This window comes from Tenacibaculum sp. E3R01, assembly GCF_003318185.1.
GTDB classification, from domain to species: domain Bacteria; phylum Bacteroidota; class Bacteroidia; order Flavobacteriales; family Flavobacteriaceae; genus Polaribacter; species Polaribacter halocynthiae.
Map to the genome: position 1 here is coordinate 6,442 of NZ_QOCC01000012.1, position 13,576 is coordinate 20,017.

Annotated in this window: 16 protein-coding genes; 5 read left to right on the forward strand and 11 right to left on the reverse strand. The window is 29.6% G+C overall.

Annotated elements, in window-relative coordinates; genetic code table 11:
- Nucleotides 1-33 precede the first annotated feature (33 nt).
- The gene (locus DS884_RS01560; protein ID WP_093870408.1) at nucleotides 34-1,044 is read right to left on the reverse strand and encodes a glutamine synthetase beta-grasp domain-containing protein; all 1,011 of its coding nucleotides are present in this window, start codon (nucleotides 1,042-1,044) and stop codon (nucleotides 34-36) included.
- Between the two features lie 189 nt (nucleotides 1,045-1,233).
- Between DS884_RS01560 and DS884_RS01565 the strand changes: the two genes are divergently transcribed.
- From DS884_RS01565 to DS884_RS18375, 5 genes are all read left to right on the forward strand, one after another.
- Nucleotides 1,234-3,417 (forward strand): glutamine synthetase III, encoded by a 2,184-nt coding sequence (locus DS884_RS01565; protein WP_113785521.1) that lies wholly within the window; start codon nucleotides 1,234-1,236, stop codon nucleotides 3,415-3,417.
- Entirely contained in the window at nucleotides 3,417-3,878 is a 462-nt protein-coding gene (locus DS884_RS01570) for a GNAT family N-acetyltransferase (RefSeq protein WP_113785522.1), read from the forward strand. The genes DS884_RS01565 and DS884_RS01570 overlap by 1 nt, the downstream gene beginning before the upstream one ends.
- Before the next feature lie 13 nt (nucleotides 3,879-3,891).
- Nucleotides 3,892-4,392 (forward strand): GNAT family N-acetyltransferase, encoded by a 501-nt coding sequence (locus tag DS884_RS01575; RefSeq protein WP_113785523.1) that lies wholly within the window; start codon nucleotides 3,892-3,894, stop codon nucleotides 4,390-4,392.
- Nucleotides 4,393-4,921: 529 nt separating this feature from the next.
- A complete protein-coding gene (locus tag DS884_RS18785; RefSeq protein WP_093870412.1) occupies nucleotides 4,922-6,100 on the forward strand; it encodes an AIR synthase related protein in 1,179 nt (392 codons plus the stop codon).
- Between the two features lie 171 nt (nucleotides 6,101-6,271).
- The gene (locus DS884_RS18375) at nucleotides 6,272-6,430 is read left to right on the forward strand and encodes a hypothetical protein (protein WP_158530810.1); all 159 of its coding nucleotides are present in this window, start codon (nucleotides 6,272-6,274) and stop codon (nucleotides 6,428-6,430) included.
- Between the two features lie 91 nt (nucleotides 6,431-6,521).
- On the opposite strand, the gene DS884_RS01585 is transcribed toward DS884_RS18375, so the two are convergent.
- From DS884_RS01585 to DS884_RS01630, 10 genes are all read right to left on the reverse strand, one after another.
- Nucleotides 6,522-6,848: a hypothetical protein gene (locus DS884_RS01585; protein WP_113785524.1), complete on the reverse strand. Its 327-nt coding sequence runs from the start codon at nucleotides 6,846-6,848 to the stop codon at nucleotides 6,522-6,524.
- 13 nt (nucleotides 6,849-6,861) lie between these two features.
- Nucleotides 6,862-7,104 carry a hypothetical protein gene (locus DS884_RS01590; protein ID WP_093870417.1) on the reverse strand — a complete coding sequence of 81 codons (243 nt, stop codon included), beginning with the start codon at nucleotides 7,102-7,104 and terminating at the stop codon, nucleotides 6,862-6,864.
- Between the two features lie 100 nt (nucleotides 7,105-7,204).
- The gene (gene lspA / locus DS884_RS01595; protein WP_113785525.1) at nucleotides 7,205-7,708 is read right to left on the reverse strand and encodes a signal peptidase II; all 504 of its coding nucleotides are present in this window, start codon (nucleotides 7,706-7,708) and stop codon (nucleotides 7,205-7,207) included.
- A 134-nt stretch (nucleotides 7,709-7,842) separates the two neighbouring features.
- Complete coding sequence (locus DS884_RS01600) at nucleotides 7,843-8,589, reverse strand: SDR family NAD(P)-dependent oxidoreductase (protein WP_113785526.1); 747 nt, start codon at nucleotides 8,587-8,589, stop codon at nucleotides 7,843-7,845.
- A gap of 65 nt (nucleotides 8,590-8,654) precedes the next feature.
- Nucleotides 8,655-9,218 (reverse strand): TetR/AcrR family transcriptional regulator, encoded by a 564-nt coding sequence (locus DS884_RS01605; protein ID WP_113785527.1) that lies wholly within the window; start codon nucleotides 9,216-9,218, stop codon nucleotides 8,655-8,657.
- A 49-nt stretch (nucleotides 9,219-9,267) separates the two neighbouring features.
- Nucleotides 9,268-9,705: a GNAT family N-acetyltransferase gene (locus DS884_RS01610; protein ID WP_113785528.1), complete on the reverse strand. Its 438-nt coding sequence runs from the start codon at nucleotides 9,703-9,705 to the stop codon at nucleotides 9,268-9,270.
- Nucleotides 9,706-10,254 (reverse strand): TetR/AcrR family transcriptional regulator, encoded by a 549-nt coding sequence (locus DS884_RS01615; RefSeq protein ID WP_113785529.1) that lies wholly within the window; start codon nucleotides 10,252-10,254, stop codon nucleotides 9,706-9,708.
- A gap of 139 nt (nucleotides 10,255-10,393) precedes the next feature.
- Nucleotides 10,394-11,065 (reverse strand): AIM24 family protein, encoded by a 672-nt coding sequence (locus tag DS884_RS01620; protein WP_113785530.1) that lies wholly within the window; start codon nucleotides 11,063-11,065, stop codon nucleotides 10,394-10,396.
- A 145-nt stretch (nucleotides 11,066-11,210) separates the two neighbouring features.
- The gene (gene thrC, locus DS884_RS01625) at nucleotides 11,211-12,497 is read right to left on the reverse strand and encodes a threonine synthase (protein ID WP_113785671.1); all 1,287 of its coding nucleotides are present in this window, start codon (nucleotides 12,495-12,497) and stop codon (nucleotides 11,211-11,213) included.
- Between the two features lie 106 nt (nucleotides 12,498-12,603).
- On the reverse strand, nucleotides 12,604-13,536 hold the full coding sequence (locus DS884_RS01630) for a homoserine kinase (protein WP_093870424.1): 933 nt from the start codon (nucleotides 13,534-13,536) through the stop codon (nucleotides 12,604-12,606).
- Nucleotides 13,537-13,576 lie beyond the last annotated feature (40 nt).

Genomic DNA, 13,576 nt, shown 5'->3' on the forward strand with positions numbered 1-13,576 from the left:
CGAGGTGTTTTATTTTTATAGATAAAATCTAAATTAGATTTTTGCACTTTTAACAGTTTTAATAATTCTTCCAGCAATTTTATAAGGATCACCATTAGAAGCAGGTCTTCTGTCTTCTAACCATCCTTTCCATCCTTTTTCAACAGTAATAATAGGAATACGGATAGAAGCTCCACGATCAGATACACCGTAGCTAAAGTCAGATACGTGAGCAGTTTCATGTAAACCAGTTAAACGCTCATCATTATTAGCACCATATACATCAATGTGCTCTTCAGTAACAGGCCTGAATGCTTCACAAATAGCTTCGTAAGTTTCTTTAGAACCACAAGTTCTTAATGTAGTGTTTGAAAAGTTAGCATGCATACCAGAACCATTCCAATCACCTTTTACTGGTTTAGGGTGGTATTCAATGTAATAACCATATTTTTCAGTTAATCTATCTAATAAATATCTAGCTACCCAAATTTCATCACCAGCTTTTTTTGCACCTTTAGCAAATAATTGAAATTCCCATTGTCCAGGAGCTACCTCTTGATTAATTCCTTCAAAGTTTAATCCAGCGTCAATACATAAATCAGCATGTTCTTCAACAACATCTCTACCCCAAGTGTATCTTCCTCCTACAGAACAATAGTATTTTCCTTGAGGACCAGGGAAACCACCACGTGGGAAACCTAAAGGTAAATCTGTTTTAGAATCCATTAAAAAATACTCTTGTTCAAATCCAAACCAAAAATCAGAATCGTCATCATCAATAGTAGCACGTGCATTAGATTCGTGTGGAGTACCATCAGCATTTAAAACTTCAGCCATAACTAAGAAACCGTTTCTTCTAACAGGATCTGGGTAAATTGCTACAGGTTTTAATAAGCAGTCAGAAGCTCCACCAGACGCTTGTTCTGTTGAACTTCCATCAAAAGACCATACTGGACAGTCTTCTAATTTACCACTAAAATTATCTTCAACCTTAGTTTTGCTTCGCATATTTTGGGTTGGCTTATGACCATCTAACCATATATACTCTAATTTAGATTTACTCATGATTTTTAATTTTGATATTACTGTTGTATTGTTTTACGATGCAAAAATGAATATTTTTTTAATTACCCCCAAATTTTATAGGGGTAAATTTTAAAAATTAGCTATAATTTAATTTTACCCCTATTTTTTTAGGGGTTTATTTATTTTTAAATTAGTATTTTTGAAAAGTATTAAAAAAGGATAATATATATGTCGGCTATTCGGTTTAATGCGTTAAAGGAAACGCTTAATAGAGGTTCAGTTATTGTTGAGGAAAAAAGTAAACGTTCAGAACTATTTGGTAAGAATGTGTTTAATGAGCAAGCAATGCGTCAATATATGACGAAAGAAGCTTATCAAAGTGTAATGGATGCAATTGAGTACGGAACTAAAATAGATAGAAAAAAGGCAGATCAAATTGCAGTTAGCATGAAAGATTGGGCGCTTTCTAAAGGTGCTACTCATTATACACATTGGTTTCAACCTTTAACAGGAGCAACAGCTGAAAAACATGATGCTTTTTTTGAAACAATAGAAGGAGGAGGAGCTATGGAACGTTTTGATGGAGGTCAACTAGTACAACAAGAGCCAGATGCATCATCGTTTCCTAATGGAGGAATTAGAAATACTTTTGAAGCTAGAGGGTATACAGCTTGGGATCCAACATCTCCAGCTTTTATTTACGGAACAACATTATGTATTCCAACAGTATTTGTAGCTTATACAGGTGAGGCTTTAGATAATAAAGCTCCTTTATTAAGAGCGTTACAAGCTGTTGACGAATCTGCAACTGCAGTTTGTAAATTTTTTGATAAAAATGTAACTAAGGTAAACGCAACATTAGGTTGGGAACAAGAATATTTTTTAATAGATAAAGCTTTAGCAGCGTCTAGGCCTGATATAATGATGACTGGGAGAACTTTGTTAGGGCACTCTTCAGCAAAAGGGCAACAATTAGATGATCATTATTTTGGATCGATCCCTAGTAGAGTAATGAATTTTATGCGTGACTTGGAACAAGAATCTATGTTACTTGGTGTTCCTGTTAAAACAAGACATAATGAAGTGGCTCCTAATCAGTTTGAGTTAGCACCTATTTTTGAAGAAGCAAATTTAGCGGTAGATCATAATTCATTATTAATGGATGTGATGGAAAAAGTATCTCACCGACATCATTTTAAAGTGTTGTTTCATGAAAAGCCATTTGCAGGTATTAATGGATCTGGAAAACATAATAACTGGAGCTTGTCTACCAATACAGGCGTAAATCTTTTAAGTCCTGGGAAAACCCCCATGAAAAATCTACAATTCTTAACTTTCTTTGTAAATACGATAAAAGCAGTTCATGATTATGAAGATTTAATAAGAGCTTCTATTGCAAGTGCAAGTAACGATCACCGTTTAGGTGCAAATGAAGCACCGCCAGCTATTATCTCTGTATTTATTGGTTCTCAGTTGTCAGAAGTCTTAGATGAGTTAGAGAATGTAACGAAAGGGAAATTATCGCCTCAAGAAAAAACAGATTTAAAATTGAATATAGTAGGTAAAATACCTGAAATATTATTAGATAATACTGATAGAAATAGAACATCACCATTTGCTTTTACTGGAAATAAATTTGAGTTAAGAGCTGTAGGGTCGTGGTCAAATTGTGCAGGACCAATGACAGTTTTGAATACGATTATAGCAAAGCAGCTTAAAGATTTTAAAACTGAAGTAGATAGTTTGGTAGATGCTAAAAAATTAAAGAAAGATGAAGCTGTGTTTAATGTGTTACGAGAATATATAAAGGCATCAAAAAAAATACGTTTTGAAGGTGATGGGTATGGTGACGCTTGGGAAAAAGAAGCAAAGAAACGAGGATTGAGTAACAACAAAACAACACCAGAAGCTTTAAAAGCAAAGATTTCAAAAAAAGCAATTGCTCTTTTTGAAGAAATGAGAGTGATGAATAAAGTAGAGGTTGAAGCACGACATGAAATTGAACTTGAAGAATATGTAAAGCGAATACAAATAGAAAGTAGAGTTTTAGCTGACGTAGCAAGAAACCATGTAATACCTACGGCAATTCAATATCAAAATACATTGATAGAGAATGTAAAAGGGTTGAAAGAAATATTTGGAGAAAGTTTCGAGAAATATGCAAAAGAACAAATAGAATTAATAAAAAAAATATCAAACCATATTGCTGAAATTAATTCTAAAATAGAAAAAATGACAGATGAAAGAAAAGAAGTAAATAAATTAAAGGGACAAAAGAATGCTGATGCTTACTGTAATAAAATTAAACCATATTTCGAAGAAATCAGGTATCATGCAGATAAATTAGAATTATTAGTAGATGATAATTTATGGCCACTAACTAAATACAGAGAATTATTGTTTACAAGATAATGAACAGCCTAATAGTATATAAAAGAACCAATTCTGATAACAACCATTTTCTTTATTTAGTAAAGGAATTGGATGATTATTTAACTGGAATTAATGGAGAAGATGATTCTTTTTTTAGGCAATTTAATAGTATGAATAAATTACAAAATGTAATTGTTGCTTATTTTAATGAAATTCCTATTGCTTGTGGAGCATTTAAAATGCATAATAAAACTACAATTGAGGTTAAACGAATGTATGTTAAAAATGAATATAGAGGTAAGGGGATTGCAACTGGCATTTTAAATGAATTAGAAACTTGGGGAAAAGAGTGGGGATATAAAGCTGCAATTCTAGAAACTAGTAACGTTATGAATGATGCATTAACTCTATATAAAAAAAATGGATATATAGTAGTGCCTAATTATGGTCAATATAAAGATGTTGAAAGTAGTGTATGTTTTGAAAAAGAGCTGAGCTAAAAACTATAGACTAATGAGTAATTCTGTTTATGTTACAATTTTTTTTAAAGAGCATTGGAAGAAAGTATCAGATATTTATAAAGAAGGAATTGAAACTAAAAATGCTACTTTTAGAACTAAAGTTCCTGATTGGGAAGAGTGGAATGATCTGCATTATGAGCATTCCCGATTTGTAGCTGTAGAAAATAAAAGAATTATTGGTTGGTGTGCTATAGCTCCAGTTTCTAATAGGTATGAATATAGAGGTGTTGCTGAGGTTAGTGTTTATGTTAAATTAGATGCAGTTGGTAAAAAAGTTGGAAGTTTATTAATGAATACTTTGATAAAATCAGCAAATAAAGAAGGTATTTGGACTTTGTATTCTAGTTTATTTCCTGAAAATATAGCTAGTATAAAACTACATGAGAAAAATGATTTTAGATTAATTGGTTTTCGTGAGAAAATTGCTCAATTAGATGGTGTCTGGAGAGATACTGTTTTGTATGAACGAAGAAAAAAAAGTAAGGAAAACTAAAAAAGGTCCCCTACTACAAGAACCTTTTAGTAATTTATATCATAATAAAACCTACTACACTTTTTATTATAACAATAATTAAAGCTAAGTTAGTAAATATCAGTGTTATAAAAAATAGGGAAAAGCCCTGAATATAATTTAGGGATAACCATTAGGTGAATACTCAATTACCCTGAGTTGATATATCTAAAATGTTTTTTTAGTCCTTTAAGTATGGGCTGGGTAAAAAAAGAAAAGAAGTAGTCCCCCAGGAATTCTTCTTTTCTTAAATGCTAAATATCTATTTATAATTTAAATTACATTATAAATATAGTTTAATAAGCAAGTTTAATTTTAAGAATTAGTTGAAATGTAAGTTTTTGTAGGTGAGTGGCGATTTTAACTTTTATAATTTGTTATTAAATGAAAAACTTATTTCTTTTTTAAACTATGCATGTTGTTTTTTACGATAAATATTAAAATAGTATTTACTTTGATATTTACCTGTTTTTAAAGTAATTTCGCACCCACAACACAACAATATATTACCATGAGTCAAGAAGTTTCTAAAAGATACGCACAGCGAGGAGTTTCAGCGTCTAAAGAAGATGTTCATAATGCTATTAAAAATATAGACAAAGGATTATTTCCAAAGGCGTTTTGTAAAATAGTGCCAGATTATTTAACGAATGATGATGACTATTGTTTAATAATGCATGCTGATGGCGCAGGAACTAAAAGTTCATTAGCCTATATGTATTGGAAAGAAACTGGTGATATTTCCGTATGGAAAGGAATTGCTCAAGATGCACTTATTATGAATATTGATGATTTGTTATGCATTGGTGCTACTGATAATATAATGTTGTCTTCAACCATCGGACGTAATAAAAACTTAATTCCAGGCGAGGTAATTTCTGCAATTATAAATGGTACAGAAGAATTAATTTCTGAATTAAAAAAGTTTGGTGTAACAATACATTCTACTGGAGGGGAAACTGCTGATGTAGGTGATTTAGTACGTACTATTATTGTTGATTCTACTGTAACAGCTCGTATGAAAAGAGAAGATGTTATTGATAATGCTAATATTAAAGCTGGAGATGTAATAGTTGGTTTAGAGTCTTTTGGACAAGCAACTTATGAAAAAGAGTATAATGGAGGAATGGGAAGTAATGGTTTAACTTCTGCTCGTCATGATGTTTTTCATAAATATTTAGCAGAAAAATTCCCTGAAAGTTTTGATGCTTCAGTTCCTGCTGATTTAGTGTATTCTGGAAATACTAAACTAACTGATAAAGTTGAGAATTCTCCAATTGATGCAGGTAAATTAGTACTATCTCCAACTAGAACTTATGCTCCAATCATTAAAGAAATAGTTTCAAAATACAAATCAGATACTGTTCATGGAATGGTTCATTGTTCAGGAGGAGCACAGACAAAAATTTTACATTTTGTAGATAAAAATCATATTGTAAAAGACAATATGTTTCCAATACCACCATTATTTAAACTAATACAAGAACAATCTAAAACTGATTGGAAAGAAATGTATCAAGTATTTAATTGTGGACACAGAATGGAGTTATATGTATCTCCTGAAATAGCAGAAGATATTATAGCTATTTCTAAATCGTTTAATGTAAATGCGCAAATTATAGGTAGAGTAGAGGCCTCTGAAACCAAAAAATTAACTATTAAAAGTGAGTATGGTACTTTTGAGTACTAGAAAGATTATATAAGTGATTAAAAAAACAGCCTCAAAAAGTTAACTTTTTGAGGCTGTTTTTTATTATTCAGTCCTTTTGTATAAGAAAAACTGCTTAATTTTATTTTAACAAGTAATATTATGTTGATTTTTCTCAATTTGTAATAATAATATAAATTTTTAAGTTAAAAAATGCCATACGGTTCATTATCTATATTGTTGGGAATAGTAATTATTCTTTTAGCTTATAAATTATCTAAAAGAGACAAAAAATTGTGGGATAAGTCTACTACTTTTAAAGGAGTTGTAGCTGGTTTTTTGTTAATAATTTTTGGTCTTAGAGATATTTAGAGTTTAAAAGTATTCTGATTCTCCGTTCTTGCATTCTATAGTTAAATGAAAATACTTAGAGTTATTCCAACTAAAAAATAAGTAATACTACCTATAAAAGAGCAAAGGTAATATTGCTTAATTTTTTTATAAATCTAAATTCTTCAAATCGTTTAATATCTTCATCATGGTCAGAAAGAAAAGCGTTTACTATTCCAAAAGGAAAAAAAAGGTAGAATATTTTTAACTCCAATTCTAATGGTTTGTTAAGTCTTTCATAGCTTATATTTACATTATAAATTAGTTTTTTTAAATCTATATCAGTCAAATAATTTTCTTTTATTAATTCTGTAATTGTTTGCTTATCAATTTTGTTATAATCGATATAGTCTATAAACTCTTCAACTGAAAACTCTTTAATTTTACTGATATCAAACATAGCTTTAAAGCATTTATGAGTATACCTTTTTAGTTTTGGTATCCCTGATAAGTGTATGAATTAGTATAAATAATATAATTTGTTTCTCGCTATCTAGGTTTTTAGTATTTTGTAATCTTTGTAAAGTTTTCTTGTTGAAAGAAGTATTAATATCTTCCTCTGTTAAGTAATAAAGTGAAAGACCAAAATAGCCTACTATTTTTTTAGTAGTTTCCATAGATAGTAAAGTATCTTCTATTTCATATTTACCAATCATAGCTTAAGTGATATTAGTTGTTATTAATAACACCAGATTGAGACTTTTTTTTTATTTTCTCAATCAGTAATTAATTTATGTTCATAGCTAACATACATTTTTAATAACTAAACCTCTTTTTATCCATTTCTAATTTAGCATAATTTAGGAATAGTAAAAGAGCTCCTACAACTACAGACACATCTGCCATATTGAAAATACCAGTATGAAATGTACCTAATTTTATATACATAAAATCTGTTACTGAGTTGTATAAAATCCGGTCATATATATTTCCAATACCTCCTCCAATAATAAAAGAAAAAGCAATTAGATTTAGTTTTGTACTCTCTTTTTTCCTTATTGTATGAAAAAACATCAAAATCAATGTTAGAAGGGGGAGGATTTGTAAGATGATGATTTTTAATTTTGGAGGCAAGTTTTGACCTAAACTCATTGCTGCTCCGGTATTCTCAACTTTTGTAAGAATAAAATTATCATTTATAACTTCAATGATTTCATTTTTTTCAATTTCAACCCTGGCTTTTTCTTTGGTAATTTGGTCGCAACTAATATTACTAATAATGACTATTAGAGAAATAAATATTTTAAGTAGTCTGTTCATTTTTTTATTATTAGTAAAGTATTAGTAGAAATTAACGAATTTGCTCTTTTATATTAAGTAGCAATATACTTAATAAAATATAATAGCGGTTTGAGTATAGACCTAAATCGCTATTATATTATTTTTATGCTTTGTTAGTTTCTACCAGCAATAACACCTCCATCAATATCCCAGATAGCTCCTGTAACCCAAGATGCCTTATCAGAAAGTAAGAATAAAATACTATTTGCAACGTCGTTAGGAGTTCCATTTCTTCCAATAGGATGAAAGTTATTAAAGCCTTCCAAAGCTTTTTCAGCCTCTTCTTTTCCTCCAAAAACACCATGATAAACTGGAGTGTTAACAACGGCTGGTGATACTGCATTTACTCGGATATTATCATCAGCTAATTCCATAGCTAAATGTTGAGTTAAAGAATGTAAACCGGCTTTTTGCATTGAATAAGCAGATGAAGGAGTAGCTTTTACAGCTTGCTTAGCCCACATTGATCCTACATTTACAATAGAGCCTCCGTTAGTATCTTTCATCTTTTTAGCAGCGCTTTGAGTAATGAAGAAGAAACCTCTATTTAAATCTAAATAAGAGTCATAATCCTCTATGGTATGTTCAAGAAATGGCTTTGGTCCAAAAATTCCTGAAGCATTCACAAGATAATCTAAAGTATTTAGAGATGTGATTTTTGATATCAACGTTTCTACTTCATCAATTTTTGAAATATTTACTGAGTGTTTAATAAGGTTCGGAGCATCAGCTACTTTATCTACATTTCTTCCTACAATGTGTACTGTTGCACCAGCATTTAAAAGTACATTTGTAGCTGCATTACCTATTCCACTTGTTCCTCCGATTACTAAGGCTACTTTGTTATTGAATTCTTTCATTTTATATGTGTTTTTAAATAATTAAAATAAGACAGACAGGTCTGTCTTGTGTTGTGTAAATTTTTTTACGATATGATTTTTGAACAAATATTTTTAGCCTCAATTATAGGCCAATTAGATTGATGCAAATGACTTTCACCTACAGCACTTTCGTAAAGTAGATATGTTTGTTTAGCAATAGAGTTCATATCTTTCTCTACGATACTTTCCATATTGTTTGCTAATAAGTCAAAAATTAATTGAATAAAAGCGTTTTTTTGATTTTGTATTTCGTTTCGAATTACTGTATTATCTATAGGGATTTCTGAAACAGTTTTAATACACCAACAACCGTTAAAATCTTTGTCATTAAAAAATAACTCAAGAAAATCAAAAATAGCAAGTACTTGATTTTTTCCTTTAGGTTTAGATGAAGTGTAAGCTTTAATATCTGTAATAAAAGTAGTGTTTTTATACCTTAGGTATGCTAAACATATTTCCTCTTTAGATTTAAAATGATTATAAAGAGTTGCTTTAGCTATTCCTGTTTCTGAAATAATTTCGTTTATTCCCGTTGAATTATAACCATTCTTATAAAATAATAAGGAGGCGGTTTCAATAATTCTATCTTTTATTTGAGAGCGTTTCACAATGCAAATATATAATAAAACAACAACAAACAGACAGGTCTGTCTTTTTTTATTGTTTTATGTTAAAATTTTTTTTCATTCTTATTACTTTTTGATTAGACTCTTTATGAAAATATTCTTTAGTTTTCTTAAATCCATATTTTTCATAAAAAGGTCTACCAATTTTATTTTGTTCAAAAACTTCAACTTCTAGTTCTTCATGAATTTGTTCAATATGTTTTATTAATAACGTACCAATACCTTTTGAATGAAATTCAGGATTTACAAATAATCCACCAATTTCATTTTCTACCATTGATATGAATCCAACAATACTATTAGCTTCAGTGTAAACCCAGGTGTCAGAGCCAGGAAGATACATTTCTGTCATTGCCTTTTTTACTATTTTTGTAAATTCTTGAGTTAAAAAAGGATGCGCAATAGAAGAAGCTTGTTCCCAAATATTTACTAGAATAGGGATTTCATTTTCATTATATTTTCGTATCATTTATTTGATGTTTTTGTATTTATTTAATAATTCTTGCTTAATCATTTCTATAGGGTATTTATTAAACACTGATAAATAGTTTAATGCTATTCCATCAATTTCTGCAATAAAAATATAAGTTAGCATAGTACTTCTTTCTTGTGATATTAGGTCAAATATGTTTTTAACCGAGTTGAATAAAATATTAGCTCTTCTTTCTATCTGCTCACTTAATATTTTTTTCGTAGATGGTTGAAACATAATATTCAAGTTAAATTGATATAAGTGTTTGTTTTGATGTAATTGTGTAAATATTGTTTCTATTAATTGTTGTAATTGAATATTTGGAGCTATTAATTTTTTAGTTTCCATGTTCATTTCTATCATTTGATCAGTAGTTTGAGTGAAAATCTCTATTAATATCGATTCTTTTGATTCAAAATGATGATACACTAAACCTTTTGATACATTAGCTACAGAACAAATATTTGCAATTGATGTGTTTTCGAATCCTTTTTCAGCAAACAATTTTGTAGCTACTTTAATTACATTATCTTTTTTAATACTCATAATATTCAAACCGACCGTTCGGTTTGTAAAAGTACTGAAATTATTATAAAAGAAAATATGTTATAGTATGTATTAAGATGAATTCTAGGAATTAAGAATTACTTTTTTGTAGAATAGAATTGTTTAAATACTATGTAATTTACTTTATAAAACTAAATATACCATCTAAAACCCCACCACTGCTTGAATATTCTCCCTTTTCTCTTGTTTGAATCCAAATGTTTCCTTTTCCCTTTATAGAAAAAATAAAACCTTCACCACTTGTAATAAGTTCTTTAACTCCTCTTGAAATTGTTTTTACTTCAAGTTTATCTTCAAAAGCAATAAGAGCATTTTCATCTATAAAAATAGGTTTTTCTGAGTCTATTTCTTGTTTGATAATTTTACCATAGCCTTTTAAAAATAATTGTCCACTTCCAATAGTCTTTAATTTAAGCCCGTCATTTAGTGTGCTTTTCCAATCTTTTTGCTCTAATTTAATTTCTAAATTAATTGTTCTTGCAAAGTGTAAATCTGGTTCAAATAAAATTGGATTATCTTCAGTAATGTCAACTTTAAATATCTCAGAATTATCTTTAGTAGACAATGCCATTTTTAAATTTTCTTTTGCAGTATATATATTATAAGTTAAACTTTTACCACCAAATATTTTAGCAATCCAATTTTTGTAGTTTTTGGCTTCAATTTTATTCTCAAAAGTATATTCTCCATTACAATATATCAAACTTCCTTTTTCAGTTATAAGTTTTTCATTTTCATTAAATTCAATTGCTAAATATGAGCTTGGGTATTCAGATATTTCAAATTTCATATTTATTTGACGCAAGTTTTATACAGGTGTTACGTTAATTTTTAATAAGTTCTTCGTTTTATCAATAGGAAAAAAATCATAAAAAAACACTTCTTATTTTAAGTAAGAAGTGTTTTTAATATTGTATTAAAATTATTATAGGGTATTAACTATTTAAAAATGTTTTTAAACCGTCATAATTACTAATTTGAAAGGCACTTTTTTCTTTATCAATTACAGATTTAATTTGCTCAGGAATTGCTACTTGAGTATTAAGTGTGTTTTCAACGACATCTAAAAATTTAACAGGATGAGCAGTTTCTAAAAAAATACACAAATCATTTGGATGCATTTTTTGATGCTCTTTTGAACCTAAATATCCAACTGCACCATGAGGATCCGCGACATATTCACTTTTCTGATAGATTAACTTCATTGCTTTACGAGTTTGCTCATCAGTAAAAGAGAATGAAGAGAATGCATTTTTTAAAGCTTCAATATTGTTTTCAAATAACTCTTGGATACGTATGAAATTACTTGGGTTACCAACATCCATAGCATTAGAAATGGTTGCTTTTGAAGGTTTAGGTTCATAAACACCATTTGTTAAATAATTTGGAACAGTATCATTTATATTAGTTGAGGCTACAAAATGTTTAATAGGTAAGCCTAACTTTTGAGCCATAATACCTGCACAAATATTACCAAAATTTCCACTAGGCACTGAAAAAACAACTTCTTTTTTTTGTTTGTATACTTGTTTATAGGCAAAGAAAAAATAAAACATTTGCGGTAACCAGCGAGCAACATTTATAGAGTTGGCAGAGGTTAAAATTGGGGTGATGTCTGTATCTAAAAAAGCTGTTTTAACCATGTCTTGACAATCATCAAAAACACCATCAACTTCTAAAGCAGTAATATTTTGCCCAAGCGTAGTTAATTGTTTTTCTTGTATATCACTAACTTTTCCACTTGGATATAAAATAACTACGTCTACTCCTTTTACACCTAAAAAACCATCGGCAACTGCTCCTCCAGTATCTCCTGAAGTAGCTACTAATACTGTTAATTTATTATTGTTGTCTCTATTAAAATAGCCTAAACAACGAGCCATAAAACGAGCACCAACATCTTTAAAAGCCATTGTTGGACCATGAAAAAGTTCTAAAGTGCTAACATTTTCTTCTATTGGCACAACAGGAAAATCAAATGATAAAGTTTCTGAAATAATTTGTTTTAATACATCTGAAGGAATTTCATCACCAACAAATTGTTTAATAGCTTCGTAAGCAATTTCTTGATTAGTATAGTTATCAATATTATCAATAAAATCTTTTGATAAAGGGGTAATGTTTTCAGGGAAATACAAACCTCTATCTGGAGCTAATCCGTTAACAACAGCTTCTTGAAAGCTTACGTTAGGTGATTTTTTATTAAGACTATAATAGTTCATTTTTGTGTTGTTTGTGTGTTGCATTGCATGTAGCAATGTAGTTTTTTTACAATATTATTTTGTTTTTTACCGTCGAAATAAATTCGATGATAAATAGTAAATCATTTTATTTTGATTCTAAAATTCGAACACCTTGCGTATTTATTTTTGATGAAAATAAAGTAAAGTCTATTTTTTTATCCGCATATGAATTTTGTATTGCACTCTGCACATTTTTTGAAGTTTCTTCTCCTTTACATAAGGCAAAAATAGTTGGTCCAGATCCTGAAATACCAGCACCTAAAGCACCAGCTTTAATAGCTTCGCTTTTAACTAAATCAAAATGAGGAATTAAATGCTTACGCGCAGGTTCAACAATAACGTCAGTTAATGAATTACTTATTAATTGGTAATTATTGGTATATAAACCACTAACTAATCCACCTACATTTGCCCATTGAGTTACAGCACTTTTTAATGGAACTTTTTCAGGTAAAACTTCACGAGCATCTTTTGTTTTTACTTCAATTTGTGGATGAATTGCTACTAATTGTAATTCATCAGGCACTGGTAATTTTATAATATCTAAAGGTTCGTAACTTCTAATCAGCACAAAACCTCCATAAACAGCTGCTGCAACGTTATCGGCTATAGGAGTTCCACAAGCAGCTTTTTCTCCCAGCATAGAGAATTTAGTTAACTCTAAATTAGTAAAAGGTTTGTTTAATAATTCATTTATACCAAAAGCAGCTCCTGCTGAGCTAGCAGCACTACTACCTAAACCACTACCAGGAGAAAACCCTTTATGCATAGTAATTTCAATACCAAAATCAATATTATGCTTAGTTAACATAGCCAAAGCAACTACACCAGCAGCATTTTTTGTTGGATCTAGACTTAAACCCTTAGCACCAGTAATCTGTGTTATTTTTACTCCCTTTGTTGACGTTTTTGTAAATGTCATTTCATCACCCATGGTGTCTACAGCAAATCCCATAGAGTCAAATCCGCAGGAAACATTAGCAACGGTAGCTGGAGCAAATATTTTTATATATTTCATTTTTTTGCAATTAAAAACAAGTTGGTATCAGTATTTGTAA